Genomic DNA, 25,634 nt, shown 5'->3' on the forward strand with positions numbered 1-25,634 from the left:
GTAGATTCGTCAAGCTGGAAACATTGCAACACTCTATTCATAGTCTGACACAGCCATCTTCCGCTTCGACTGTGAATCGGCTCTCGGGCTCCGTCCATCGGCCCAGGTGAAAGACTCCGCTTCCGTCCGCATCGCGGGTAAAGGCAACCACAGAAAGGCCTTCCGAAAAGGCCTGCTGAAACTTGCGGCGGTTTTCCGCCTGTATTGCCTGCGCAAGATGCCGTTCCCGGTCGTCTGCCTTCCACGCATAAATGGCCGCCGGAACCCGAATCTCCGCCGAATATCCACCGCTAGGCGGCGCTACAGGCCTTCCCTCGATCGCATCCGTCACTCTGGGGGACACAATCCACCATTCGGCTACCAGCCGGTCGGTCTGCAACCCGCCTTGAAGTCGAGATGAGGATACACCATAAAAGTTCTCTTCATAACGTCGAACTATGGCGCCCAGCTTGTGGATATTTAGGAAAGAATTCTTGATCTCCACTGGATCGAAGGTCCATTCGATCCGCTCGAAGCCCCGCGCCAAAGCATCCTCGCGCTGTGCCAGCTTAAGCCGAGCGCCAATATTCTGGTTGCGGAACCCCTCCCGCACCGCCAGCATATGCGAGTGCAGATAGCTCTCCGGCCTCCCGCTGCGCGATTGAGCCCCTGTCTTGACTCCCGGCAGCGAAAAAGAAAACCCGACCAGCGAAGACGCATCGCCCGTTTTGCCATTCCCAGTCTCAAAAGCGCCAAGGACCTGCCCGCCGATCTTCTGCGAAACCAGAAACACACGCCTCGGAATCACATCCCCGTCGCTGTATCCCCACACCTCGAGCTGCAAATCGACACAGGCCTGCAACTCGTCAAAGCCGCGACACTCGCGGATTACAATCATTTCCCTGCTCCTGATATAGATATAGTTTTCGAGCCAGCCGCCGAAAGCGTAACCTTCGCACCCATCCAGAGCGCCTCCAGCTCCGTCGGCGTCAAATCCGACAACGGCTTGCCCAGACTCTCGCCCGCAACCCGCTCCATCTCGCGAAAGCGCTGCCGAAACCGGGCATTTGTGCCCCGCAGCGCCATCTCCGCATCCACCTTCAGATGCCGCCCAAGATTCACCGCCGTAAACAGCAAATCCCCCAACTCCGCCTCGACCTCTGCATGAACTTGCCTTTCTTGTCCGTCATTCCCAAAGGGAATCCGCTGTTGTACAGTCTCTCGGGCCTCAACTGCCGCGACCAGCTCAGCCGTCTCCTCATCCAGCTTCGCCAGCAGATCGCGCCAGTGGCTCCAGTCGAAGCCAACCTTCGCCGCCTTCGATCCAAGCTTTGCCGCCTCCGCCAGCGCAGGCTGTGCGCGCTGCACCTCGTCCAGCAACGAATGCCGCTCCGTCTTTGCCCCGGCAGACTGCTTCTCCGCTGTCTTAATCTGCTCCCAGTTCGCGAGCACGCGCGCTGCTGAGCCATTTACAGCGGCATCCACGCTCGCCTGGTTCCCCGCAGCCGCCGAAGCCTCTTCGCCAAAAACATGCGGATGCCGCCGCACCAGCTTGCGATTCAGCGTCCCGAGCACATCGGCAATCGTGAACCGCCCCTCGTCGGCCGCCATCTGTGAATAAAACAGCACCTGCAACAGCAGATCGCCCAGCTCCTCCGCCAGATTCGGCCAGTCGCGACGCTCTATCGCGTCCAGAACCTCATATGTCTCTTCCAGCGTGTATTTGCGAATCGAGTCGAAGCTCTGCTCCCGGTCCCACGGGCACCCGTCCGGCCCACGCAGGCGCGCCATGATCGCAACCGACTCGGCAAAGGCCCCAGCCGCCTCCGGAGTCGCAGAATCGAGCGCCGAAGCCGGAGGAATCTCATCCGGCAAGATGTCGCTTGGGAGAGGCTCCATGTGAATACTGTAACCTGCGAGTGGGACAGAAACGAAGCCTCGGAGCGTGATCGAAATCTTGGCAGATCTGCATTTTCTCGGAACCATCTTCGCCGCGCTGCTCGGCCTCGCCTTCGGCAGCTTCCTCAACGTCTTTCTGACCCGCTTCCCCGAGGGCGAAAGCATCGTCTCGCCCCGCTCCCACTGCCGCAACTGCGACCACACGCTGGCCTGGTGGGAAAACCTGCCCCTGCTCAGTTGGATCATTCTCCGCGGCCGCTGCCGCGCCTGCCGCACCTGGATCGGCATCCGCTACCCGCTCATAGAACTGGCCATGGCCCTGCTATGGGCCGCCTGCTGGGCAAAATTCAGCGTTTCAGCTTTTCCCACCACAACCACCCCAGGCGCAACTCCCGAGGCCTTAGCCCAAAACATAGCCCAAAACATAATCCAGACCCTCGGCTCCGCACTCCTCTGCTGGCTTCTCATCGCCCTCGCCGCCCTCGACGCCGAACACTTCTGGCTACCCGACGCACTCACCCTCCCCGGCATCGCACTCGGATTCTTCTTTACGCTCCTGCGTAGCTGGTCCGGCGACGCCATCGACCGCTACGCAATCCTCACCCACGCCGCGACAACCTCCGCGCTCGCCATCCTCGCCTCAGCCGGCCTCGTCCTGTTCATCCGTCTCGGCTACTGGCTGGTCCGCCGTCAGGAAGGCATGGGACTCGGAGACGCAAAGCTGATGGCGCTTCTCGGAGCATGGCTCGGCCTCATCGGCGCGATGGAGAGTTTTGTCCTGTCGGTCCTTGCCGCATCGGCAGCCGCCTCCGTCTGGCTCGCAGTCTTAGCCCTTCGCCGCAAAACCAGCGAATGGGCCACGATCCCGCTCCCTCTGGGAACCTTCCTCTGCGCCGCCGCAGTCTCCGAAATCTTCCATCCCAACTGGATATTCAAGGCGATGCATCTCGATATCTTCTTCGGATAAGCCGTCGCAGCAAATCCGCACTCAAGCTCTTTGCACAGAGGCGGAAGTCAGCGGAGCCGCCTCTTCGGGAACAGCCGTCAAAGATCGCGCATAACGAATCGCGTTTCGCAACTGGACAGCATGATGCCCTGCGTGAATCGCATGGTAGCGACGCCATTCGTCGACGCGCATCACTCCAAAAAATGGATGCTCCCCGCACGCCTGTATGCCAAACTTCCGTCTCGCCGCAACCAGCAACGTGTCCATCTCTTCCGCCGCCTCCAGAAAGCGCGCCGCGATCGCCGGCCCATCCTCAGGCGTGAATTGGGTCGGTCGAAACGCCCGAATCGCAGGAATCCCCTCGGGCATGTAACCCAACCCGATCGTCTGCACCCGCAACAAAAACTCCAGCAGATTACGCCGATTCTTCGGCACATGCCCCGACTTCAACTGACGGCTCACCGAACTCGAAGTCAGTTGATAGGTCAGAATCAGATGCTCCATGATCTGCTGGGCGCACCACCGTCCCTGCCCGGGCACCGGAGGAACCTGTGCCTCTTGCAGACTTATCGTCATGACTTGTTCAGCCAGTGGTTCCAGGGCGGACTTCAAGACTGGGTGCATGTAGGCTAGCTTGCGCTGTCCCTTCAACAGCGAGAAAGAAGCAGTGGTCCCGATGTTGAAGAAAGAATATGCCAACCAGCACCCTTTAACACGACACAAATGGCGTAAACCGCAATAATTAATCGATGTACAACCAAAGACGACGCATTTGAACTACTTAGGAGGCGAGCTTTCCGATCCTGTCATCTTTGAGGACGCCGAAACCGGCGGCCGCGCCGTTTCCACCTCTTCCAGTGCCTTGCGCGCCTCGCGGTGATGCGGCCCATCCGGATCGTAGGAAAGCAACAGCTTGTAATGCTCCGCAGCTTCCTTGTAAAGCTGCAGATGACGCTCTGCCTCCGCCAAACCCCATACCGCATCGGGATTCTCCGAATCCAGCGCAAACGCAGAAGTAAACCTCGCCTGTGCCGCCTTCCAGTTCTTCTTGTCTAAATAAAAACCGCCCACATCCACGTCTTCCTTGATCACCTGCTCGCGAGTCTTATTCTTCGTCGACTTTCCCGGACGCTCGTCGCTGTCATCCGGGGCAGGCACTCGATTCAACCCCGAGCTGCTGGAAGCGAATCCGTCATCGTCCGTTGTATGCGCCGCTCCGTCCGGCGAACGAACCGGATCGCCATCCGGGTCCGCATCCCTTCGCGGCGTCGGCGCATCGGCGCCCGAACCGGAACCTGGCCGCGATCCCGCCGCGCCCGAATCCGGCCCAACCGGGATAATCGGAGCATTCGGGTCCTCCCCCGGAAACGGATTGTCCGCTGCTTTCGGCTTCGCACCAGAATCCTTCTGCGCACCGCTCTCCGGTGCTGGAGCCTTCGAATCATCTGCCGGGAACGGATTTCCCTGCTGGCCCGAGGCCGGCGCAGGCGCCGACGGTGGCGGCGCACTCTGCGCCACCAGCCCCGGGGTCGCGGCCACCAGCCACAGACCCAACCACAGGACATCCAAAACCACCCCACACCACATCCGAATTGAACAATTTCCCTGCAAATCCAACCCCAAGCCTCGCAAACTTTTCCGAGACTATCGTTCAGCCCCCTCCAATGTTACGATGCGTTTCTGGGACCTCATCCGAATGACCAATTCCACCTCAGAGACACACCACTTACAGAATATGAGATCGAGCCATCTTCCATGGGACTAATCGTTCGTTCATCGGCCATCCACGCCGCAGGCTGCTACACCACTGCGCCCGTCAACAAAGGCGAACGCATCGCCGAATACACTGGCCGGCGCATCGGTAAAGAAGAAGCCGACGCACTCTACACCGACTACCCCGTCACCTACCTCTTTGGACTCGGCGACGGCTCCATTGTCATCGACGGCTTCTGCACCGCCATGTTCATCAACCACAGTTGCGACGGCAATGCCGAAACCAGTGAAGATGAAGATGGCCGGGTCTGGATCACCGCCCTCCGCAACATCCCCGCCGACGCCGAAATCACCTACGACTACTGCCTCTACGAAGGCGGCGACGACCCTTGCACCTGCCACTGCGGCGCAGACAACTGCCGCGGATCGATGTACTCCCACGCCGAAATCAAACGCCGCAAGGCAGAAGCCCGCAAAGCCGCCAAGAAAAAACGCGGCAAACGCAAAGCCGCGAAAACAAAGAGCCGGAGCACTAGTTAAGTTCCTCTCTATCTATCGGAACCATATGTCGACCATTCAAAACGCAGAGCAGGCCAAAGAATTCCTTATCAGCCGCATTCTCGCAGAGGCCAAGCGCGAAGGCATCGAATTCACAAAAGTTGAAGAAGGCATGCTTGCCTATTCTGCCAATGAACAATCTCAGTTTTCCGCACTCAACCAGGCCTTCGAGGACGACAGCAACGAGGTCTGGTTTGAGGAAACCGTTGCAAGCCTTATCCGCAATCTGCTACAGAGAGATGGCGAAGACCACGCATCCTGGGAAGACGCTTCGAGCTTCTTGGCAGAAGACGATCACTACCTCCTCGTAATGATCGAAATGGCGAAGACTACGCGCCCATCCTCACCGGCCCGACCGCGTTATGACCGGCTAAAATTGATTGCCACAGCAGCGGCAATCGTCGCACTCTCAATGGTCTTGATGGTGATCTTCTCTCGCGGCTGATGGTTTCGCAGGGGGAAAATCCCTTCTCAATCCAACCCAGCATCAATCCCCAGCGCAAGAGCAGTGTCTTTCAACCTCTTGTCGCGCGTCCACAACCGCACCGGTGGAGTAATCAGAGTTGAAGCAATCAGATAAGCGTCCGTAAGGCCAATCCCCTTGCTGAAGAGCGAGTGGGCCTCTATCATTCGTCGCACTTCCTCAAGATGCGCGACACGCACCTGCGGTAGCCTTTCAAGCGTCTTCAGCGTCCGCCCACGGTCCCGGAGCGAGCCCAAAGCCAGTTCCGCAACAATAAACGGATGCATCAAAATGTTGCGGTCGTTCAGTTGCGCGCGCATCTCAGGCTCATCAGCGCGAAAATGCGCAATCCAAATAGCCGTGTCCGCCAGAATCGGATAACTCCGGCTCACAATTCGCTAACTCTCAGCCGAGGAATGTCCTCCAGGTCCGGCATTGAGCCGCCCAGCGCGGCAAGTCTTCGCGAAGCTTCCCGCTCAATCAGCGCCTTGAGCGCCTCACGCACAAGAGCTGTCTTCTCCAGGACCCCCGAATATTCCTGAGCGGTTCGGACCAGATCGTCGTCCAGCGCCAATGTTGTTCGCATCATCCCCTCCACGCATCCCATCATAACATCATTTGATGCCCGATCCATACGTCTTGCGACCGCCGTAGAAGTATCCCATCTCAGCCCGCTGCGTTGCCGCCCCTCCACTTGCCTCTGGCTCGCTGATTCCAAAAGAATCAACAGCTCATTGCCAACGTCCACGTTTTCCACCTACGGCAAAGTCCGCAACCGGACAGCGAAACGATACAATCCCCTTGGGAGAACAGGAACGATGGGCTATCAGGTACTGGCAAGAAAATACCGTCCGCAGCGTTTCGCAGACGTAGCCGGCCAGGACCACGTCACCCGCACCCTCACCAATGCCCTCAACCAGCAGCGTATAGCCCACGGCTACATCTTTTCCGGCCACCGCGGCATCGGCAAAACCACCATCGCCCGCATCCTCGCCCAGGCGCTCAACTGCCGCAACGCGATCGGCACCCCTGAGCGCCCCACCGCCGAGCCATGCGGCGAATGCGACTCCTGCCGCGAAATCCGCCAGGGCAACGCCGTCGACGTCATCGAAATCGACGCCGCCACCAACCGCGGCATCGACGAAATCCGCGAACTCCGCGACGCCGCCCGCTACTCGCCCTCCCGCGACCGCTACAAGATCTACATCCTCGACGAAGCTCACCAGATCACCGACGCGGCCTTCAACGCCCTGCTCAAAACTCTCGAAGAGCCGCCCTCGCACGTCATCTTCATGATGGCCACAACCGAGCCCGAGAGCATCCCGCAGACCATCCGCTCCCGCTGCCAGCACTTCAGCTTCCACGCCGTCAAATTCGACGACATCCTAGCCCAGCTCAAGTCGATTGCCATCAATGAAGACGTCTCCGCCGAAGAAGCCGCGCTCGCCTTGCTGGCCGAAGCCGGCGATGGCTCCATGCGCGACGCGCTCTCCATCATGGACCAGGCCATCGCCTCCGCCCCGCTCGAAAACGCCCCCTCCGGTAATCCTCGTCCCGTCCTCCAAACCGATCAGATCCGCGAACTGATGGGCTCCGTCCCCAATGCGGTCTTTGAACGGCTGATGGAAGCCGTCAGCGCCCAGCAAAGCGCCCGGCTCATGGAAGACCTCGACAAACTCCTAAGCTCCGGCAACAGCCCGTCGGCTCTCTCTCGCCAGCTTGTCCGTTACCTGCGCAACTGCCTCATGGCCAAGCTAGGCGGCGAAAATACCAGTCTCCTCGAAATAGCCCACGACGAACGCGCCCGAGCCGCCCGTACCGCAGTGCTCTTCAGCGAAGAAGAGCTCACGCGCAACCTCCAAATAGCCCTCCGCACCTTCGATGAACTGAACTACCGCCAGGAACAGCGCTTCCACCTCGAACTCGGCCTGCTCAAGTTGATCCAGGCCCAGCGCCTCCTGCCCATGGAAGAAATCCTCAGCGGCATGGCCACGCAGAACCCGGCAAAGCGCCCCAATCTGGCTCCATCATCCCCCTCGGCGTCATCCGTGACGACACCATCGCGGCCCATTGCATCCGCCGCATCTCCTGCGCGACCCGCAGCCCCAACGCCGCCATCCATCTCTCCCTTCGCGGCCAGCAACCAGCGCATCGCGGACGTTCCCTCTTCGCTTCCGGTCCGCGACCTGCCACCCGCCTCGACAAATCTCACCCCCGTTGCACCGCCAGCTCCGCAACCGGCCAAGGTCGTTGACCTTCCGCCTGAACCGGCCACCGTTGGAGCCCTCGCACTCTCCGAACCAGCTCAAGAGGTGCCACTTCCAGCCGAACCTGCCGCCGAATCCGGCCCGCAAATCGTGCCTCCGCTTGCGTCAGCCATCGTTTCGCCACCGCCGCCGGTCCAGCCCACCGCCGCTTCTTCCGGCGACTCCGGTGGCCCCGGCGACATCGATAACATTCGCTCTGCCGTAGCTCAGGCCCTCACAACCGGCGGCCACGCGACCGCCGCGACCCTCATCGAAGACGGCAAGTGGAACGTTGAAGGCAGCAGCGTGCGTATTGAAGTCAATGCCAAAGCCACCATGATCCGGCTCACCTTCAACGCGGCCGCAGAAAAGCTCATCCGCCAGGGACTGTCCCAGGCTGGCGCACCCTCCCGCTTCATGATCGTCCCGGGCGAGGGCTTGACGACCTCTGGCGGCTCGGCTAAGGTTCGTGCACCGCTCGGCAGCATCGAAAACGAAGCCCGGAGCAACCCCCTGGTCGTCCAGGCACAGGCCGTTTTCAACGCCGAGATCGTCACGGTAATCGATCTACGCGAAAAATAGGGCCCCAAACCCTCAAGTATTACGGAGCTATTATGTTCAACCCACTCAAAATGCAGGAGATGCTTTCCCAGGCCAGCCAGATGCAGGAAGAAGTCCAGCGCAAGCTGAGCCAGACCGTAATCGAGGGCACCAGCGGTGGCGGAGCCGTAACAGCCACCATGAACGGCAAAAAGCAGCTGCTCAAAATCCACATCGACCCCTCCGCCGTTTCCAGCCTGAGCAACAACACCGCCGATGTAGAAATGCTCGAAGACTTGGTCGTCGCCGCCGTCAACGACGCAGGCCGCAAAGCCGAAGAAGCACTTCAGGGCCAGTTGAAAGGCATGTTGGGTGGCCTAAACCTCCCCGGCCTCGGCTAGAAAGCGAGGCACACTCGACACCCCCTGTTCCCTCTTTGTTCTTGTTCCCTATTCCCTATTCCCTGTTCTCCGGAGCGAAGCGACCATGTCACGCTATGCCGAGCCGATGGCCCGGCTCATCGAAGAACTGAAAAAGCTCCCCGGCGTGGGCACCAAAAGCGCCCAGCGCTTCGCCTTCCATGTCCTGCGTTCCAGCGACGAAGACGCCGCAGCCCTCGCCGACGCCGTCCGCGCCCTCAAAGCCAGCCTGCGCCTCTGCTCCATCTGCAACAACGTCACCGACGTCGACCCCTGCGCCTACTGCACCAGCCCGGTTCGCAATCAACGCCTCGTCTGCGTCGTCGAAGAGCCCACCAGCATCGCCTCCGTCGAGCGGACCCGCGGCTACCAGGGCGTCTACCATGTTCTCCACGGCACGCTCTCGCCCCTGCACGGCGTAGGCCCCGATCAGCTCAGGACGCACAATCTCCTCGCCCGTGTCGAGCGCGGCGAAATTGACGAAGTCATCCTCGCCACCAGCCCCACCCTCGAAGGCGAAGCTACCGCCAGTTGGCTGGCTTCAACTCTACGCAGCCACTCCGTAAAAATCACCCGCATCGCCACCGGCGTTCCCGCAGGCAGCGATATCGAGTACGCCGACGAAGTCACCATGGCCCGCGCCATGGAAGGCCGCCGCGAACTCTAAATCGGGGATCAGGGGTCAGTCGCAGCCGCAACAAATTGTCGATGAACAGGAAGACGAGACTAGGGGCTGCTAAGCCCTCAGCTTCGCCAGCAAATCCTGCGGGTGCACCGGCTTGGCGAGAATCTCAAACTCATAGCCCTGCGCCCGCGCCTTTTCCAGCAGATCGGCAGTCGCCGCCTGCCCGGAAAACAGCAGAATCTTGATCGACGGAAGGATAGCGCGAATCTTGATTGCGGCATCGATCCCGTTCAGGCCCGCCATAATCACGTCCGAAATCAGCATCTCCGGCTCGAATTCCGCAGCCATTTCCAATGCCTTTTCCCCGGTATAAGCGACCCGTGCGTAAAATCCGCTCTGATTCAATATCATTGCCAGCGTATCGGCAATAACGCGTTCGTCGTCGGCAACCAGAACTCGCGGTTTGTGTGCGTTCTCGGGCATAGTCTCCCATCGGCATGGTTCAAAATCATTCCGGCTCAAGCGTATTGGTGGTTTAGCAGCGTCTGGTGAATTGACGGGTGAACCGCCAATCAGGTTGCGCCCCGGCGAATCACCAGCCGACGCGGTCTAGCCCACGGCTTCCGGCGAAGCGCTGGTAAGTCGAAGACGTGCGCGCGCCGGAATGGTCTCCACTGACTCAAACTAATCGCAGAATAGCTCTAGAAGAATGATACCCTTTGGCGAGAGCCTGACCAAGAGCTTAACCAGAACATTATGTCGGTTTTCCCCGGTCAGTCTCTCCAGACACCTCCGTTTTTTCTTGGAATATTGCAAACTTCGTTTCTTGTTTCGTCTGGAAACGACGACCGTTCACGCCCCTGCAACCCACCTGCAATAGACTGATTACAAAGTCACATTTGCCAAGGGTCACCCGCTGGCAAAACACACTGGAGACTCGCCTGTGCCGCAAGCCGCCCCGCTAGACAATTCGAGTCCGGCTACGAACCCGGCCATTCCGGGCCCCGCCAGCCCGCAGCCGATCATCCGTGCCGAGCAGATCGAAAAGTACTACGCGCAGCCCAGCCAGAATCGCATCCAGGTCATCTCTCCAACCGACCTCTCCATCGTACCCGGCGAAATCCTCGCCCTGCTCGGTCCCTCAGGGTCAGGCAAATCCACCATGCTGCGCATGCTCACCGGTCTCTCCAAGCCCAGCGCAGGCCAGGTCTACTGGCATGAAAAACCAATCGCCGACGCCGAAATCAACGTGTCGATCGTGTTTCAGAGCTTCGCACTCTTCCCCTGGCTCACCGTCCTCGAAAACGTCGAAGCCCCGCTCCAGGCACGCGGCGTCGACCCCGAAACCCGCCGCGAGCGCAGCCTCCGGATGCTGGACACCGTCGGCCTCGACGGCTTCCAGGCCGCATTTCCCAAAGAGTTGTCGGGCGGCATGCGCCAGCGCGTCGGTTTCGCCCGCGCCCTCGTCGTTGAGCCCGAAGTCCTCTTCATGGACGAGCCATTCTCCGCCCTCGATGTCCTCACCGCCGAAAACCTGCGCTCCGAACTCCTCGAACTCTGGGCCAAGAAAACCATGCCCACCAAGGCCGTCTTCCTCGTCACCCACAACATCGAAGAAGCCGTCCTGCTAGCCGACCGCATCATCGTCCTCGGCCGCAACCCCGGCCACATCCGCACCGATTTCAAAGTCCAGATCGCCCATCCCCGCGACCGCAAATCCGAACCCTTCACCAACCTCGTCGACTACATCTACAAGGTCCTCACCCGTCCCGAGGTCGTCCCCGCCGCGCCGGACCAGACCACCGGCAAGCCCGTCCGCGACCAGCGCCAGATGCACTACCAGATGCTCCCCCACGCTCGTCCCGGCGGCGTCGCCGGCCTGCTCGAATTCCTCATCGACAAGGGCGGCCGCGAAGACATCTACCGCCTTGCCGACGATCTCGCCTTCGAAATCGACGATCTGCTCCCCATCGTCGACGCCGCCCAGCTTCTCGGCTTCCTCACCATCGAGGAAGGCGACGCCGCCATTACCCCCACCGGCACGGCCTACGCCAACTCCGAAATCCTGCACCAGAAAGAGCTCTTCCGCGCAGCCGCGACAGAGAACGTCCTGCTCCTGCGCCAGATCCGCCGCGCCCTCGAAACAAAATCCGACCACACCGTCCCCGAAGAGTTCTTCCTCGACATGCTCGACGAACAGTTCAGCGCCGATGAAAGCCAGCGCCAGGTCGAGACCGCCGTCAACTGGGGCCGCTACGCCGAACTCTTCGACTTCGACGCCTCGCGCCGCCGATTCATCCTGCCCGAAGCCCGCGACGAAGCAGAATTTGAAGAAGAGGTTCCCACCGGCGAGGACGCGGAATGAACCTTCCCAATCCCTTTCAAAGCCCGCTCCAGCACCCCTTCGCGCGTTCCCTCGTCACTGTGCGAAGCTGGCCCTTCGTCATCGACCTCGGACTCGCAGCCTGCGGCCTGGCCATCTTCTTCGCCATCGTCCACACCTGCCAGTACTGGCTGGGAACCCCCATCCCCGTCGTTCCCATCTCGCACTCCATCCGTGCCCTGCCCGTCTACGCCTTCTACTCCATCGTGCGCATCGGCGTCGCCTACCTGCTCAGCCTGACCTTCGCCATCACCTACGGCTACACCGCCGCCTATAACCCTCGCGTCGAAGCCTGGATGGTCGCAACCCTCGACATCCTCCAATCCATCCCTGTTCTCAGCTTCCTGCCGCCCGTCGTACTGGCCATGGTAGCCCTCGTTCCCGGCCACCAGATGGGCATCGAATTGGGCGTAATCCTGCTCATCTTCACCGGCCAGGTCTGGAACCTCGCCTTCAGCTTCTATTCCTCGCTCAAGAGCATCCCGAAGGAGATGCTCGAAGCCTCTCGCATCTACCGCTACTCCGCGTGGCAGCGCTTCTGGCAGCTGGAAATGCCCTACGCCGCCATCGGCCTCGTCTGGAACTCCATCGTCTCCGTCGCCGGCGGCTGGTTCGCTCTCATTGCCTGCGAAATGTTCACCATGGGCGACCGCAACTTCCAGCTCCCCGGCCTCGGCAGCTATCTGCAAACCGCCACCAACTCCGGCGACGTCCGCGCCCTGCTCGCTGGAATCGCCGTCGTTATCCTGATCGTCGTAGCCACCGACCAGGTCGTCTGGCGTCCGCTCATCGCCTGGAGCGACAAATTCAAATTCGAACAAGTCGAGTCCGCCGACCGCGTCACCTCGCCAATTCTGACGCTGTTGCAGCGCTCTACAGTCCTCAGCAACGTCCCTGGCCGCATCTGGACCAGCCTCGAAGAGCCCATCTACCGCCGCATGGCCCGCACCAAAACCTGCCGCATCGTCCAGCCCCTCGACGACGACCAGAAGAAATCGAAGAACTCCGCCGGCCTCTGGGCCCTGGCATTCGTCGCAGTCTGCCTCGTCTCCTGGGGAGCCGTGCACGCAGTCATCATGCTCCGCGAGGTCACCTGGCCAGACTTCCGCCTGCTCCTCGAAGGCGCGGCAGCCACCTTCCTCCGCGTCAACGCCGCCCTGCTCATCTCCGCCCTCTGGACCATCCCCGTAGGCGTCGCCATCGGCTTCAATCCCAACCTCGCCCGCATCGTCCAGCCCGTAGCCCAGGTATTGGCCTCCGTTCCGGCCACAGCATTCTTCCCCATACTGCTCATCGGACTCGTCAGGATCGGCGGCGGCCTCGGCATCGGATCGGTTGCGTTAATGCTCCTCGGCACCCAGTGGTACATCCTCTTCAACGTCATCGCCGGAGCCATGTCCATCCCCTCCGACCTGCGCGAAGCCGCCTCGCTCTACAAATTCACCCGCTGGCAGCGTTGGACCACCCTGATCCTACCCGGCATCTTCCCCTACCTCATCACCGGCATGGTCACAGCCTCCGGCGGCGCATGGAACGCCTCCGTCTTCGCCGAGTACTCCAAGCTCAACGACCGTACCCTCTCCACCATCGGCCTTGGCGCACAAATCGACGCCGCCACCGACGCCGGCCGTTTCCCAATCCTGCTCCTGGCCACAATCCTCATCTCGCTAATGGTAGTCAGCATGAACCGCCTAGTCTGGCGCCGCCTCTACCGCCTGGCCGAAACCAAATACAAACTGCTGGCGTAGAGCATAGTAGGACGATCAAAGAGGAAGATGTTTGTTTGTAGAGGCTTCATCTTTAACTATTTTCATTGGGAGTGCGTCCATATTTTTCAAAGCTTGAAGGATGTCCCGCGTTAACGATCGAGTCTCCATTTCAATTTCGTCGAATCGCCCATGAATATCCGGTCGATATACATCGTCGCGGATAGATGTTTCTTGGAGGTCATAGCCGAGAACCTTGCTCATCTCAAAAAGCAGCTTTCCATATTTTTCGATATGTCTACGAGTCTGCTCTGCCTCGGCGATACCAGCGGCCTTGTAATCAAACTTATAGTGACCGAACAACTCTTTCCAGGCAGCCACTACAGCCCGTTCTCCATGAAACTCAATTTCAATCATATTGAGGGCATCAACGCGGGTCACCCACACCGGACGAGCCCGATTAGCCCAAAGTGTCTTAAAAACTGTTTCACGACGGAGTCGTTGCGCACGTTTGTCGTCGCCGATTCGCTGAACCCAAAGAGCTCCAATCGGTGCCCCTAGGATCGCAAGTACAGTTATTGCAGAGGTCATCCGTAACGCCGTCGTGTCGCTCATATAGTTGATCGTAGAATACCGACTGAAATTTGCAGCTGCAACTGTTTATCGGTGAAGTGTTGCCCCTCTTAGTCCGCGTCAACGCAAAATGCGAGTATTATCCTTCTACCTATTTGCGAAAACGGGATCAACACAGGCACGAACGCGCATTCGTTGATTACACAAAATAGTTGTTGAGATTCTGACAACCCATGGCGGGTGGCCCACCCATCCATCCCCCAAGCCTGAATCACCACAAATCGGGGTGCCCCATCCTTTCGCGCACTTTGTGAAAGGGTGGGAACCACAAATGCCCGCAGCGGATAGCCACATGGTTGGATTCCCATGACACTTCTGATACAAGAAGATGAACATGCTTGATCATATTTTCTTGACAGTAAGCGACATAGAGCGTTCGATCGCCTTCTATACAGCGGCTCTCGCTCCTCTCGGCATCAGCCATCTGTATGACTATGACGGCAGGAACGGGCCTCCAGGCCATCCCGACCTGATCGGATTCGGAGCAGACAACCGCATCTTCTTCTGGTTACGCAAAGGCGTCGCGGACAGCCGCGCCGCTCACATAGGTTTCATTGCCGGCAGCCGCGAACAGGTAGACGCCGCTTATGATGCCGCGATCGCAGCCGGAGCCAGGGACAACGGCCCTCCAGCAATCCGAAACTACTACGATCCGCGCTATTACGCCGCCAACGTCCTCGATCTCGACGGCTACAGCCTCGAATTTGTCTACAAAAGCTGGCAACACTGATCCGAAAATTCGCGCCCTGTTCGCACAACCTATGTCCAAATAAAAATGCCCCGGGGAACAAATCCCCATCCCCCGCCGTACCCACCTGTGCAGCCCTTCCCGCTCAATCCGAAGGAGACAACCATGCGCAGCTTCGCCCCCGCACTCGGATGTGCTCTAACCCTCACCCTCCTCGCCGCCATCCCGCTCCACGCCCAGTCCTTCACCACCGCTCCCTGCAACGGAGACGAAGGCAACACCCACAACAACAGCTTCTTCGGTGGCAAAGATAGGGCCTGCGAGCTCCGCCGCACCACCCTGCCCCTGGTAAACGGCCAGATCACCGTCTCCGGCAAAAACGGCGGCATTGAGGTCATCGGCGAAGACCGCCAGAACATTGCCCTCGAAGCCCGCGTAGTCGCCCAGGAGTCAAGCAGCGAGCGAGCCGAATCCCTGCTGAAGGAAATCAAGATCCTAACCGACGGGTCCATCCGCGCCGAAGGCCCCTCGTTTTCCGGCCCGTTTTTCGGATTGCTCGGTAATAGCTGGTACGTAAACTTCCGCTTGCACGTCCCACGCCATCTCGCCGCCCAGCTCCATTCCGAAAACGGCGGCATCGACATCTCCAATATCGATGGAGAGATTTCCGCCAACACCACCAACGGAGGCCTCACCCTCCGCGATCTTGGCGGCAAAGTTCACGCCACCACCGTCAATGGCGGCCTCAAAGTCGTCCTCAACGGCACACAGTGGCGTGGAGAAGGACTCTTCGCCAAATCCACCAACGGCGGCGTCACCGTGAAAGCTCCTGACGACTATTCCGCCCACCTAATCGCAGCCACCGTCAACGGAGGCGTCTCCGTCGCCTTCCCCATCAAAATCCAGGGTTCCATCCGCAATCACATCGACACGCAAATCGGCCAGGGTGGCCCAACCATTCAGGTAGAAACAACCAATGGCGGCGTCTCTATCAATCGCGATTAGCGATCACGGGCCTGCCCGATCAGGCAGGAATCTCGCAGTCCAAATCCATTGCACTTGGAGTTGGAATCTGCCGTCCATAGCCCGGCCTCTCAATTTTGAGAACCGCAACGGCAACCCTCCAGTAAGATAATTGCCAGCACAGTCGTTGCGAAACCCATGAAGCGCCACGTCCTCATCTACGGCATCCTCGGTGGAATCCTCGTCACCCTCCTGCAATGGAGCCAGTACCACTTCCTGGTCATCGAGCATGCCGAAGCTCTCTACGTCGCACTCATCGCAGCCATCTTCGCCGCTCTCGGAATCTGGCTCGGAATCAAGCTCAAAGGCACGCGCCAAAAGGTCCTCATCAGAGAGATCCCCATCCCTGCACCGGTCCAACCAACCCCCTTCGTCCCCGACGAAAGCAAACGCAAAGACCTCGACATCACCCGTCGCGAACTCGAAATCCTGGAACTCATCGCCCAGGGTCTGAGCAACCGCGAAATCGCCGGCAAGCTCTTCGTCAGCGAAAACACCGTCAAAACCCACTGCAGCCGTGCCTTCGACAAGCTCGGAGCCGCCCGCCGCACCCAGGCCGTCCAGCGCAGCAAAGAACTGGGCCTCCTCCCCTGACCCGATCACCGACCGCGTCACACGAAAGCACGATTTCGCTCCATTCCCGCAAAATCATCCGAAAGGATGACGACATCCGGCCCCGTTGCACCGCATCGTGACTCCATCCTCACTCGCATTCAGGAGCCTCACATGAAGAAAACCGTCCTCACCTTCGGCCTCATCGCCGGCGTCATGATCTCCGTCCTTATGGACAGCTCGCTTCTCTTCGCCGACAAGATCGGCTCCGGCCACAGCATGATTCTCGGCTACACCATCATGGTGGCGTCGTTCCTGATGATCTACTTCGGCATCCGCAGCTACCGCGACAACACCCTCGCCGGTCAAATCTCCTTCGGCCGCGCCTTCTCCTGCGGCATTCTGATCACCCTCATCACCACCGTCTGCTACGTCGCCACGTGGGAAGTCCTCTACTTCAACTTCATGCCCCACTTCATGGACAGCTACTTCGCTGCCCAGATTCACAAAGTCCAGTCCTCCGGACTCGACCCCGCCACCACCGCAGCGCAGGTCGCCGCCATCCAGCACTCGCAGCAGCTCTACCAGAACCCCTTCGTCAACATGGCCTACACCTTCATAGAGCCCCTGCCCGTCGGCATCCTGATCACCCTGCTCTCCGCAGCAATCCTCAGAAAAAAGTCGCAACCACATCCAACCCAAGCCCCAATCCCAGCCTCCGAATGAACCCGTCCCACACACCATGCAAAAGGGTGCGCCACCCTTGCCGGCCGCTTGTTTTTCCGGCTAGGGTGGGCGATCACTCCATAATTGCTAACTTAAGAATAAGAATTAGTTTCGGTTTGTCGGTTATTCGACAGGAGCTTGACTTCAGAGCATGATGTCGCGGCCAATCTCCGGTGATTCAGGCGGAATGCGCCAGCGCCAAGAAGATCGCTCACGTTAAAGACAGGTCGAATTGTCCCTTAACCGACCAGCAGACTATTCTGAACTTCGCTTTTGACGAGAAGCCTGGAGCTCGAGTATCTGCAACTGGACCTGCTTGACTTCCTTCAGCATGTCAACCTTGCTTCGATAGATCCGGTACCTCAGGTCTATAACTGCCCCCCCAAAATACGCGAGGCCCGCCCAGAACCAGAAGAAGTGGGTCATAGCCCCATCGAACTTTTGTCCCCAGAACCAAATGACGATAAAAACGGCGAATGCAATCACGTAACCTACCGTGGACGGAATTTTCTCCCAGAACAGCGCCCTCTCGTGTTTTGCCAACAGGGACGCCGTTTCTTCCCGGTAGGCTGCAAGATTCTCAGGCTGCGGCAGACGCGCCAGCAAACGCTCACGCATACTGTCATTTTGCTTTTCCATAGATCCCTCCACCCAGAATTTCCTTCATTGCCCGCTTGGCATAATGCATGCGGGATTTCACTGTTCCTTCAGAACACCGTACGACTTCGGCGATCTCCGCAATCGACAAGTCCTCAAGAAAATGCAGGACCAGAACCTCGCGATGCCTGAGACCGATCTGACTCAAGGCCTGGTGAATCGCCGCCGCATCTTCGTCCGCAAACGACGGCTCCTCGGCTTCCTGAAAATCTTCAAGCTCCACCTGCTCGGCCCGCTCCCTGGATACATGGCGACGAATTCGATCCACCGCAATGCCATGGGTGATGGTGTAGAGCCACGAGCGCAGAGAGCCTGGATCCTTGAGCTTGCAAATGTCGCGCAGCACCCTGATCCACACCTCCTGAAGCACGTCCAGCCCACTATCCTGACTGCCGGTCAAACTGGCCGCATAATAGAGCAACGGACGTTCCATGACGGCAACCAGGTCCTCGAATGCACTCATCTCGCCAGACTGGCAACGGAGTGCGATCCACTCATAGGGTGCGCTATTTTTGTTATCCATGTGCCTTCACTGATTATGTCGAAGGAAAAGCACCAAGGTTCAATTTCAATTGCTTGAATTCGGTTTCGGCGAAGCGAAGAGGACGCTGAAACGTCTGAGAAGCTTCAATCGTAGGGGCCAGGGAGGATGCTAAGAGGTGTAATGGTGGGGCTCCGGTCGTCGGCAAACCGGAAGTCAGAGACCAGAAACCGGCCAGAGAATCATCCTTTAGCCCGCGCAGGTTAGGTTAGCGCTAGCGCTTATGGATGATCCCCCTCGCGCGTCCTTCATTCTCAAAGGTGCTATATTAAGAGACCGGACGGTTTCTTTTACCGCCCAACCGGGGACACGCCATGTCCGTAGGACTCAGTAAAGGCCAGGAAACCCGCCAGCGCATCATCGCCGAGGCAGCATCCATCTTCAACCAGCGCGGCTACGAGGGCTGCTCCATCCAGGCCATCATGGACGCCACCGGCCTCGAAAAAGGCGGCATCTACCGCCACTTCGAGAGCAAAGAAGAACTCGCCGCCGAAGCCTTCGATTACGCATGGTCCATCGCCAGCACAAAGCGCCGTCACAACCTCGAATCCATCCCCAACCACGCCGACCGGCTCAAGCAGCACATCGCCAACTTCGTCACCCGCTCCGGCCTTCCCGGCGGGTGCCCGCTGCTCAACAGCGCCGTCGACTCCGACAACGGCAACCCCGTCCTGCGCGACCGAGTCCGCAAAGCCCTCCGCAACTGGCAAACCTTCCTCCGAACCATCCTCGAAGAAGGCATCCACGCAGACACCATCCGGGCAAACATCGATCCACTCGCCGCCGCCAACAACATCATCAGCGGCCTGGAAGGCGCCATGCTCATCAGCCGTATCGAACGCAACGACCAGGCCCTCCGCCAAGCCCTCGAAGACCTCAGCTCTTACGTCGATTCCGAACTGCGCCAGTCAACCTCCTGAATCCAAGCCAGTTCCCTCTCTATAATTTCCGAATCGCCAGCCACAGGAAATGCATCTTTTAAGAGACCAATTGGTCGCATTTCAGTTTCACGAATCATCGCAGACTTCCCCGGCATCCCACGGAATACAATCCACAGATCGCCGCGCGAAAGGAAAACACCGTGGCAGAATCCACCGTCGTCGACGCACCGGAACCGGTCAGCCAGAACTCCGCTGCTCAGACCCCGCAGCCCGGTCCTGCCGCTATCACCATGCAAGTCCGCCCTCAAATCAATCCCTGGGTCGTCGCGCTCACCGTCACGCTGGCCACTTTCATGGAGTTGCTCGACACCTCCATCGCCAACGTCTCGCTGCCCTACATCGCCGGAGGCCTCGGCCGCAGCTTCGACGAAGTCACCTGGATACTCACCACCTACCTTGTCGCCAATGCGGTAGTTCTCCCCATGAGCGCGTTTTTCAGCCGCCTCTTCGGCCGCAAAACCTACTACATGGCCTGCGTAGCCCTCTTCACCATCACCTCTCTCGGTTGCGGACTCGCCCCCAGTCTCGGCATCCTGCTCATGAGCCGCGTTCTGCAAGGCATCGGCGGCGGTGGCCTCGCGCCCGTCGAGCAGGCCATCCTCGTCGACACCTTCCCCGCCCACAAACGAGCCTCGGCCTTCGCGCTCTATACCGTCGCCATCGTCACCGCGCCCGCCATCGGCCCCGTCCTCGGCGGCTGGATCACCGACAACTACACCTGGCGTTGGGTCTTCCTCATCAACATCCCCATCGGCGCACTCTCTCTCTGGCTCACCAGCAAATTCGTCCACGACCCGCCAGCCTTCCAGGAAGAGCGCGCATCGCTCCGCAAATCCGGCGCCCTCCGCATCGACGTCGTCGGAATCCTGCTCGTCGGCATCGCCTCCGCAACCCTCGAAATCGTCCTCGACCGCGGCCAGATCGACGACTGGTTCGGTAGCCCCATCATTTCCTGGATGCTCGCCATCTCCGTCATCTGCTGGGCCGGAGCCATCTTCTGGGAGCTAAGTCAGCCCGACCCGATCATCGACCTGCGCCTGCTGGCCAACCGCAACTTCGCCATCGCGACGGCCTTCTATTTCATCTTCGGCATCAGCCTCTTCGGCACCACGGCGATGATTCCGCAGCTCCTGCAATCGCTCTACGGCTACCGCGCCATCGACGCCGGCCTTGTCCTCGGCCCAGGAGCCTTGGTCATCACCTTCCTCGCGCCCGTCGGAGCGCAACTGATCCAGCGCGGCATCGTCCATCCCAAAGCGCTGTTGCTCTTCAGCCTCTGCGCGGTCTTCGGCTCCATGATGACCTACAGCAGCTTCAACCTCCAGACCGACTACAACCACTACGCCATGGCCCGTGTGTTTCAGGGCCTCGGCTATGCCTTCTTCTTCGTTCCCATCTCTGTTATCGCCTACTCGCAGCTCCGCCCTGACCAGAACAACCGCGCCTCCAGTCTCACCAACCTGGCCCGCAACTGGGGCGGCAGCTTCGGCATCGCCATGATCACCACCGTCAGCGAACGCCGCCAGGACCTGCACCAAAATCGCACAGGCGATACAATCGCCGCCTCCTCCGGCAAACTCCAGCAATCTGTCATAGACACCGCCCACTACCTGGCTTCGCACGGCTACTCGCAGGCCGACTCACTGCGCGCCTCATACGCCCACTACTACGATCTCCTCGGACAGCAAACCCGCCTGCTCGGCTTCATGGACTGCTTCCGCATCATGGGCATCCTCACCATCGCCATGATTCCCGCGGTATTCTTCATAAGCCGCTTCAAAGTCGGCGGCAAAGCCCCCGCCGGACACTAAAATCCAGTAAAAAAATCTTGAGCGTCGAATCGCGGCCAGACTCATCTCTTCCGACAGGAGCCAAACCATGACCACAGCAGCACTGACCACAGAAGAACTCCTCATCACCACAACCCTCAAATCCTGGGAGCAATGGGTCGGCCGAACCAGCCAGTTCTTCGACTCCCTCAGCGACGAGCAAATGCTCACCGAAATCGCCCCTGGCAAAAACCGCCCTGTCTACCTGCTAGGCCATCTCCTCGTCGTCAATGACGCAATCATCCCCCAGCTTCGCCTCGGCGAACCAAATCACGCAGATCTCCGCGAAACCTTTCTCGATCAACCCGACCGCTCCGACGCTAAACTGCCACCCCTCGCCGAACTTCGCCAGAACTGGAAAGACCTGAACGTCCGCCTGACCACCCTCTTCGCCCAGCTCACTCCAGTCGAGTGGCTCGAACGGCACGCCCTGGTCTCCGAAGAAGATTTCGCCAAAGAGCCCCATCGCAACCGGCTGGCCATCTTCCTAAGCCGCGTCAGCCACACCGCATACCACCTCGGTCAACTCCGGCTCCAGCCCAAGTAAGTAGTAGGGTCGTTTGAAGGGTGCGGGCTTAAGCCCGCACATTAAGTCCGGCCCGGCACCTCGACCCGAAACTCGTGTTGCGCACAATTACTTTCCAACGGCGCATAATCGAAGTGAGCGGTCGCCCGAACCGGTCCGCGACGCCATAGGGCAAAACAAACATGCAAAAAGTGCCAAAAAACACGCTAAAAACACACTTTTGAGCACCCAAATTATCCTGTAACCAAATGAAACTAATACAGATAGGGGCACAACAAGGGCACCCCCTACCCCCCTCCTGATTTATTCGCTCCGCAAACCCTCCCATTTCCCAACCACCGCGGCCGCCAGACAATTCCCGGTAACATTCAGAGCTGTCCGCCCCATGTCGATCAGCGCATCTACCCCCAGAATCATCAGAATCGGCGCACTGGGCAGGTGAAAGGATGCCGCAGTCGCCAGAAGAATCATAAGCGTCGCCCGAGGCACCCCGGCAATCCCTTTGCTCGTCAGCATCAGCGTGAAAACCATCACCGCCTGCTGCCCGACCGAAAGATGAATCCCCGCCACCTGCGCGGCAAAAATCGAGGCAATCGACAGATACAAACTCGCCCCATCCATGTTGAAGCTGTACCCCGAAGGAATCACAAACGAAACCACCCAGCGCGGCACGCCAAACTCCTCCATGCGCTCCATCGCCAACGGCAGCGCGGACTGCGAAGTACTCGTAGCAAAGCCAATCGCCGCAGGTTCGCTCACAGCCTCTAAAAATCCCCGCACCGGAATCCGCATCACCATCAACACCGGCACAAACACCAGCACCACCAGCGCCAAAGCCGCCCCGTAAAACGTCGCCACCAACTTAGCCAGCGGCACCAGAGTGCTTATCCCCATGCTGCCAACCGTATAACTCAACGCCGCACCAGCAGCAATCGGCGCAAGATACATAATGATCTTCGTTACCTGAAACATCGCCGCCGTCAGCGACTCCAGCACACCCAATAGCGGCGCACGCTTCTCTTCCGAAAGCAACGCGAGGGCAACCCCAAAGAGAATGGCAAACACGGCCACCTGCAAAATCTGATTGTCTCCGATTGCTGTAACCAGGTTCTCCGGAAAAACATTCAGCAAAAATGACTCAAACCCAGTGTGAGCCCCAACTGTCGCCGGAGTCTCCTGCGCCAGCAGAGCCGCAGGCACAACCACACCTTCGCCGGCTCGCGAAAGATCGATCGCTACCACGCCAAGAAGCAGCGCGAGCGTTGTCACAACCTCAAAGTAAACCAGGGTCTTCAGCGCGACGCGCCCAAGACTCTTGACCTGCCCATGTGCCGCAATCCCTGTTGTCAGCGTGCCTAGAATCAGCGGCGCGACAATCACCCGCACCAGCCGCAGAAATATCTCCGCCAGCACATGGAAGTGCACAGCAACCACCGGCGCATCAGCTCCGAGTTCGGCCCCGGCAAGAATCGCAAAGAACGTCCAAGCCGTCAGCGTACGCCGCCTCACCGTGACCCACAAAAGCAACAGAATGGCGGCAACGCGCGTAGCAGCGCCAATGGCGCCAAAGCCCGCCAAAGCAACTCCAGCCGCATAGACAAGCAAACCAATCGCAGTCGCAATGAGCAAAGCCCGGCCCGAACCAGCGTGCGCTGAAGTCATAATCTCCCTTGTCCGCACTATCGAAGCAGCCTCTATTATCCTATGGGCTATGCCGCAGATATCCCACCTGGAATGCTCCCGCTGCCACGCCCAACTCGACGCTTCTATTCCTCAAACCGTGTGTACACAATGCGCCGGAGCGCTCTACGTCCGCTGCGACCTCACGGCGGCGAAGGGAACGGATATCCGCGACACTATCGGTACATCGAACTCCGAGCGACCATCGCCTGGAATGTGGCGCTACAACGCCGTGTTGCCAGACATTGAACCTGTCACACTCGGCGAAGGCTGGACGCCGATGCTGCCCAGCCGCCGCTACGCCAACGTGTACCTGAAGGAAGAGGGCGCCAATCCCACTGGCACCTTCAAGGCTCGCGGCTTGTCCCTCGCCATGACCATGGCGCGCAATTACGGCATCAGAAAAATCGCCGTCCCTTCCGCCGGAAACGCTGGCGGCGCCGCGGCTGCCTATGCCGCCGCTGCCGGAATCGAAGCGCATATATTCATGCCCAAGGACGTTCCACTCGCCAATCAGGTCGAGTGCCTCGCTTACGGCGCGAAGATGACACTCGTCGACGGACTCATCTCCGACTGCGCTCGCATCGTCAACGAGCGCAAGCAGCAAGAAGGCTGGTTCGACTTATCCACCCTCAAGGAGCCATTTCGCATCGAAGGTAAGAAGACCATGGGCTATGAGTTAGTCGAGCAGCTGGGCTGGACTTATCCCGATGCCGTCTTCTACCCAACCGGCGGCGGCGTTGGACTGATCGGCATGTGGAAGGCCTTTGAAGAAATGGAACAGTTAGGCTGGGTTTCCGGCCGACGGCCCAAAATGATCGCTATTCAAGCCGCTGGATGCGCTCCTGTAGCCCGCGCCTGGGAGCAACAACAGCCAGTAAGTCAAATGTGGCAAAACGCGTCCACTTTCGCCTCCGGCCTGCGCGTGCCCAAGCCCTACGGAGACTACTTGATCCTCGACATCGTGCGTGAATCTCAGGGCACCATTGTCGCGCTCACGGACGAACAGATCTTCGCATCATTGCGCGACTGGGCGGCTAACGAAGGTATCTTTCTCTCTCCCGAAGGGGCGGCGGCAACAGCAGCCTATGACCATTTGCTGGCCAGTGGTTTTCTCAGCCCATCCGACCGCGTTGTTCTATTCAATACAGGGTCCGGCAACAAATACACGGATGTGATCGCAACTGCCCTCAGTATCGAGCACTGAATCCGATTGGAGATCCCCGGTTCAAACCGCGAACCTTGCCGCCATAGCAGAATCGCAAGCTATTTGAGATAGGCGCGCACCAGGTCAATCAGATCCTCCGCCAGCTCCGGAGCGATCTTTTCCTTGGAACCGTCTGTGAGGTGAAAACGAATGTGCGTCTCCAACACCTCGCCCATCAGGCTATTGACGCCACCGCGCACAGCAGCCAGTAACATCAGTTGGTCTCCGCAGTCATCCTTGGATACCAGCGCCCGCTCGACCGCATCCAATTGCCCGCGAAGCTTACGAATCCGCTGCAACAGCTTTACTTTTTCCCGCTCATCGTGGGACATCATGAATCTCCGATAAGAACAAACTACCCGCTTACTGCTCCCGTCAAGGGAATAGCCATACCAAGGCAGGGTGTGCCTTCAGCCATGATACTGTGTCAAAATCTAACGCGGAGCACTCATTTTTTCGTCTTTTCAGACAGTTTTGCGCGTCGCTTCGGCGGTGGCAAATGGAATCAATCTCGATTGGGCGTTGAGCAGCACGCATGGCCAGAATGGTGAGTGTGAGTTACGGCGAGGCCGGATGCCCATCAGAATCAGAAGGGCATTTAGCAAGTTCTTCTTTATGCTCACCGCGCGCGCATGGGTACTTATTGCGAAGCCGTGAACGCCTTTCTCGAAAATGGACTCAGTGTTGAGGATTTGTTTTCTGAGGCGGCGAAGTCTCCGGCAGCGCGTAGATGATTTCGTTGGGGCGAGCGTAGTGAAGGCGTTCTCTCGCCTCGTGCTCAATCGCGCCAGGATCGGACTTCAGCCGGTCTACATGCTGGCTCAGGCGGGCGTTCTCTGCCGTGAGTTCTTCAATCTCTTTGGCAAGGGCTTTGTCTTCGACACGCTTTTGCTGCCAGCTCGTGATGCCGTTGCGTCCGTTGACCACATGCCATGCGAGAAACAGCGCAAAGAGCACCGCAGCAACTGTACCGATGCGGCGGCGGTTGCTCAGATATTCGGACCACCAGCGTTGCGTAAGCGACTTGGCAGGCGTTTGGCCGGACGGAGCGGGTTGTGAGGTTTCCGGCATTCGGTCCTAAGCTTCTTGCGGTGCCCCATCTTTATGTCAGTAAAACGAGACAACGATGGAGCACCGAAAATTGTTCTCACCAC

At 59.1% G+C, this 25,634-nt stretch carries 29 protein-coding genes; 16 read left to right on the plus strand and 13 right to left on the minus strand.

All coding sequences use genetic code 11. The features are described from left to right. Positions 1-37 precede the first annotated feature (37 nt). Positions 38-877 carry a GNAT family N-acetyltransferase gene (locus tag OHL23_RS22685; RefSeq protein WP_263354301.1) on the minus strand — a complete coding sequence of 280 codons (840 nt, stop codon included), beginning with the start codon at positions 875-877 and terminating at the stop codon, positions 38-40. After that, positions 874-1,878, minus strand: a complete 1,005-nt coding sequence (gene mazG / locus OHL23_RS22690; protein ID WP_263354302.1) for a nucleoside triphosphate pyrophosphohydrolase — start codon at positions 1,876-1,878, stop codon at positions 874-876. The genes OHL23_RS22685 and mazG overlap by 4 nt, the downstream gene beginning before the upstream one ends. A 46-nt stretch (positions 1,879-1,924) precedes the next feature. Between mazG and OHL23_RS22695 the strand changes: the two genes are divergently transcribed. Beyond that, positions 1,925-2,845, plus strand: a complete 921-nt coding sequence (locus OHL23_RS22695) for a prepilin peptidase (RefSeq protein WP_263354303.1) — start codon at positions 1,925-1,927, stop codon at positions 2,843-2,845. A 21-nt stretch (positions 2,846-2,866) separates the two neighbouring features. Here OHL23_RS22695 and OHL23_RS22700 read toward each other — a convergent pair whose 3' ends face one another. Continuing rightward, positions 2,867-3,523, minus strand: coding sequence for a DUF1569 domain-containing protein (locus OHL23_RS22700; RefSeq protein WP_263354305.1), 657 nt, complete (start codon positions 3,521-3,523; stop codon positions 2,867-2,869). A 78-nt stretch (positions 3,524-3,601) separates the two neighbouring features. Next, entirely contained in the window at positions 3,602-4,399 is a 798-nt protein-coding gene (locus tag OHL23_RS22705; protein WP_263354306.1) for a tetratricopeptide repeat protein, read from the minus strand. 180 nt (positions 4,400-4,579) lie between these two features. Here OHL23_RS22705 and OHL23_RS22710 point away from each other — a divergent pair, with 180 nt between their 5' ends. Next, complete coding sequence (locus tag OHL23_RS22710) at positions 4,580-5,077, plus strand: SET domain-containing protein (protein ID WP_263354308.1); 498 nt, start codon at positions 4,580-4,582, stop codon at positions 5,075-5,077. 25 nt (positions 5,078-5,102) lie between these two features. Next, positions 5,103-5,540, plus strand: a complete 438-nt coding sequence (locus tag OHL23_RS22715) for a hypothetical protein (RefSeq protein ID WP_263354310.1) — start codon at positions 5,103-5,105, stop codon at positions 5,538-5,540. A gap of 26 nt (positions 5,541-5,566) precedes the next feature. On the opposite strand, the gene OHL23_RS22720 is transcribed toward OHL23_RS22715, so the two are convergent. Together OHL23_RS22720 and OHL23_RS22725 are read right to left on the minus strand one after the other, a co-directional pair. After that, positions 5,567-5,950 (minus strand): type II toxin-antitoxin system VapC family toxin, encoded by a 384-nt coding sequence (locus OHL23_RS22720; RefSeq protein WP_263354311.1) that lies wholly within the window; start codon positions 5,948-5,950, stop codon positions 5,567-5,569. Continuing rightward, positions 5,947-6,144, minus strand: coding sequence for a type II toxin-antitoxin system VapB family antitoxin (locus tag OHL23_RS22725; protein WP_263354312.1), 198 nt, complete (start codon positions 6,142-6,144; stop codon positions 5,947-5,949). The genes OHL23_RS22720 and OHL23_RS22725 overlap by 4 nt, the downstream gene beginning before the upstream one ends. A 232-nt stretch (positions 6,145-6,376) precedes the next feature. Here OHL23_RS22725 and dnaX point away from each other — a divergent pair, with 232 nt between their 5' ends. The 3 genes from dnaX (at position 6,377) to recR (ending at position 9,430) form a co-directional block, all read left to right on the plus strand. Then, on the plus strand, positions 6,377-8,386 hold the full coding sequence (dnaX, locus tag OHL23_RS22730) for a DNA polymerase III subunit gamma/tau (RefSeq protein ID WP_263354314.1): 2,010 nt from the start codon (positions 6,377-6,379) through the stop codon (positions 8,384-8,386). Between the two features lie 32 nt (positions 8,387-8,418). Beyond that, positions 8,419-8,745 carry a YbaB/EbfC family nucleoid-associated protein gene (locus OHL23_RS22735; RefSeq protein WP_263354315.1) on the plus strand — a complete coding sequence of 109 codons (327 nt, stop codon included), beginning with the start codon at positions 8,419-8,421 and terminating at the stop codon, positions 8,743-8,745. A gap of 85 nt (positions 8,746-8,830) precedes the next feature. After that, positions 8,831-9,430: a recombination mediator RecR gene (gene recR / locus OHL23_RS22740; protein ID WP_263354317.1), complete on the plus strand. Its 600-nt coding sequence runs from the start codon at positions 8,831-8,833 to the stop codon at positions 9,428-9,430. Positions 9,431-9,499: 69 nt separating this feature from the next. Here the strand turns inward: recR and OHL23_RS22745 are convergent, their stop codons facing one another. Continuing rightward, complete coding sequence (locus tag OHL23_RS22745; RefSeq protein ID WP_263354319.1) at positions 9,500-9,871, minus strand: response regulator; 372 nt, start codon at positions 9,869-9,871, stop codon at positions 9,500-9,502. A 511-nt stretch (positions 9,872-10,382) separates the two neighbouring features. Between OHL23_RS22745 and OHL23_RS22750 the strand changes: the two genes are divergently transcribed. Together OHL23_RS22750 and OHL23_RS22755 are read left to right on the plus strand one after the other, a co-directional pair. Further along, positions 10,383-11,753 carry an ABC transporter ATP-binding protein gene (locus tag OHL23_RS22750; protein WP_263354787.1) on the plus strand — a complete coding sequence of 457 codons (1,371 nt, stop codon included), beginning with the start codon at positions 10,383-10,385 and terminating at the stop codon, positions 11,751-11,753. Further along, the gene (locus tag OHL23_RS22755) at positions 11,750-13,519 is read left to right on the plus strand and encodes an ABC transporter permease (RefSeq protein ID WP_263354321.1); all 1,770 of its coding nucleotides are present in this window, start codon (positions 11,750-11,752) and stop codon (positions 13,517-13,519) included. Before OHL23_RS22750 ends, OHL23_RS22755 begins: the two co-directional genes overlap by 4 nt. A gap of 15 nt (positions 13,520-13,534) precedes the next feature. On the opposite strand, the gene OHL23_RS22760 is transcribed toward OHL23_RS22755, so the two are convergent. After that, positions 13,535-14,092 carry a DUF6680 family protein gene (locus OHL23_RS22760; RefSeq protein WP_263354323.1) on the minus strand — a complete coding sequence of 186 codons (558 nt, stop codon included), beginning with the start codon at positions 14,090-14,092 and terminating at the stop codon, positions 13,535-13,537. A 352-nt stretch (positions 14,093-14,444) separates the two neighbouring features. Here OHL23_RS22760 and OHL23_RS22765 point away from each other — a divergent pair, with 352 nt between their 5' ends. The 4 genes from OHL23_RS22765 (at position 14,445) to OHL23_RS22780 (ending at position 17,099) form a co-directional block, all read left to right on the plus strand. Continuing rightward, positions 14,445-14,840, plus strand: coding sequence for a VOC family protein (locus OHL23_RS22765; protein WP_263354325.1), 396 nt, complete (start codon positions 14,445-14,447; stop codon positions 14,838-14,840). Positions 14,841-14,963: 123 nt separating this feature from the next. After that, positions 14,964-15,803, plus strand: coding sequence for a DUF4097 family beta strand repeat-containing protein (locus OHL23_RS22770; protein WP_263354327.1), 840 nt, complete (start codon positions 14,964-14,966; stop codon positions 15,801-15,803). A 156-nt stretch (positions 15,804-15,959) separates the two neighbouring features. Further along, positions 15,960-16,415 carry a helix-turn-helix domain-containing protein gene (locus OHL23_RS28590; protein ID WP_317891719.1) on the plus strand — a complete coding sequence of 152 codons (456 nt, stop codon included), beginning with the start codon at positions 15,960-15,962 and terminating at the stop codon, positions 16,413-16,415. A gap of 132 nt (positions 16,416-16,547) precedes the next feature. Next, on the plus strand, positions 16,548-17,099 hold the full coding sequence (locus OHL23_RS22780) for a DUF4199 domain-containing protein (protein ID WP_263354329.1): 552 nt from the start codon (positions 16,548-16,550) through the stop codon (positions 17,097-17,099). Between the two features lie 255 nt (positions 17,100-17,354). Here OHL23_RS22780 and OHL23_RS22785 read toward each other — a convergent pair whose 3' ends face one another. Then, positions 17,355-17,738 carry a hypothetical protein gene (locus OHL23_RS22785; protein ID WP_263354330.1) on the minus strand — a complete coding sequence of 128 codons (384 nt, stop codon included), beginning with the start codon at positions 17,736-17,738 and terminating at the stop codon, positions 17,355-17,357. Next, positions 17,722-18,279, minus strand: a complete 558-nt coding sequence (locus OHL23_RS22790; protein WP_263354332.1) for an RNA polymerase sigma factor — start codon at positions 18,277-18,279, stop codon at positions 17,722-17,724. Before OHL23_RS22790 ends, OHL23_RS22785 begins: the two co-directional genes overlap by 17 nt. Before the next feature lie 332 nt (positions 18,280-18,611). On the opposite strand from OHL23_RS22790, the gene OHL23_RS22795 reads away from it, so the two are divergent. The 3 genes from OHL23_RS22795 (at position 18,612) to OHL23_RS22805 (ending at position 21,614) form a co-directional block, all read left to right on the plus strand. Next, entirely contained in the window at positions 18,612-19,217 is a 606-nt protein-coding gene (locus tag OHL23_RS22795) for a TetR/AcrR family transcriptional regulator (protein ID WP_263354334.1), read from the plus strand. 161 nt (positions 19,218-19,378) lie between these two features. Then, a complete protein-coding gene (locus OHL23_RS22800) occupies positions 19,379-21,049 on the plus strand; it encodes a DHA2 family efflux MFS transporter permease subunit (RefSeq protein WP_317891720.1) in 1,671 nt (556 codons plus the stop codon). Between the two features lie 67 nt (positions 21,050-21,116). Beyond that, positions 21,117-21,614, plus strand: a complete 498-nt coding sequence (locus OHL23_RS22805; RefSeq protein WP_263354336.1) for a DinB family protein — start codon at positions 21,117-21,119, stop codon at positions 21,612-21,614. Positions 21,615-21,896: 282 nt separating this feature from the next. Here OHL23_RS22805 and OHL23_RS22810 read toward each other — a convergent pair whose 3' ends face one another. Continuing rightward, the gene (locus OHL23_RS22810) at positions 21,897-23,255 is read right to left on the minus strand and encodes a dicarboxylate/amino acid:cation symporter (protein ID WP_263354337.1); all 1,359 of its coding nucleotides are present in this window, start codon (positions 23,253-23,255) and stop codon (positions 21,897-21,899) included. 49 nt (positions 23,256-23,304) lie between these two features. Between OHL23_RS22810 and OHL23_RS22815 the strand changes: the two genes are divergently transcribed. Continuing rightward, a complete protein-coding gene (locus OHL23_RS22815) occupies positions 23,305-24,480 on the plus strand; it encodes a threonine synthase (protein ID WP_263354339.1) in 1,176 nt (391 codons plus the stop codon). A gap of 59 nt (positions 24,481-24,539) precedes the next feature. Here the strand turns inward: OHL23_RS22815 and OHL23_RS22820 are convergent, their stop codons facing one another. Both OHL23_RS22820 and OHL23_RS22825 read right to left on the minus strand, forming a co-directional pair. After that, the gene (locus tag OHL23_RS22820) at positions 24,540-24,815 is read right to left on the minus strand and encodes a metal/formaldehyde-sensitive transcriptional repressor (protein ID WP_396127408.1); all 276 of its coding nucleotides are present in this window, start codon (positions 24,813-24,815) and stop codon (positions 24,540-24,542) included. A 343-nt stretch (positions 24,816-25,158) separates the two neighbouring features. Next, positions 25,159-25,551 carry an FtsB family cell division protein gene (locus OHL23_RS22825; RefSeq protein WP_263354341.1) on the minus strand — a complete coding sequence of 131 codons (393 nt, stop codon included), beginning with the start codon at positions 25,549-25,551 and terminating at the stop codon, positions 25,159-25,161. Between the last annotated feature and the right edge of the window lie 83 nt (positions 25,552-25,634).

The sequence above is a fragment of the Acidicapsa acidisoli genome, assembly GCF_025685625.1.
Taxonomy (GTDB): Bacteria; Acidobacteriota; Terriglobia; order Terriglobales; family Acidobacteriaceae; genus Acidicapsa; species Acidicapsa acidisoli.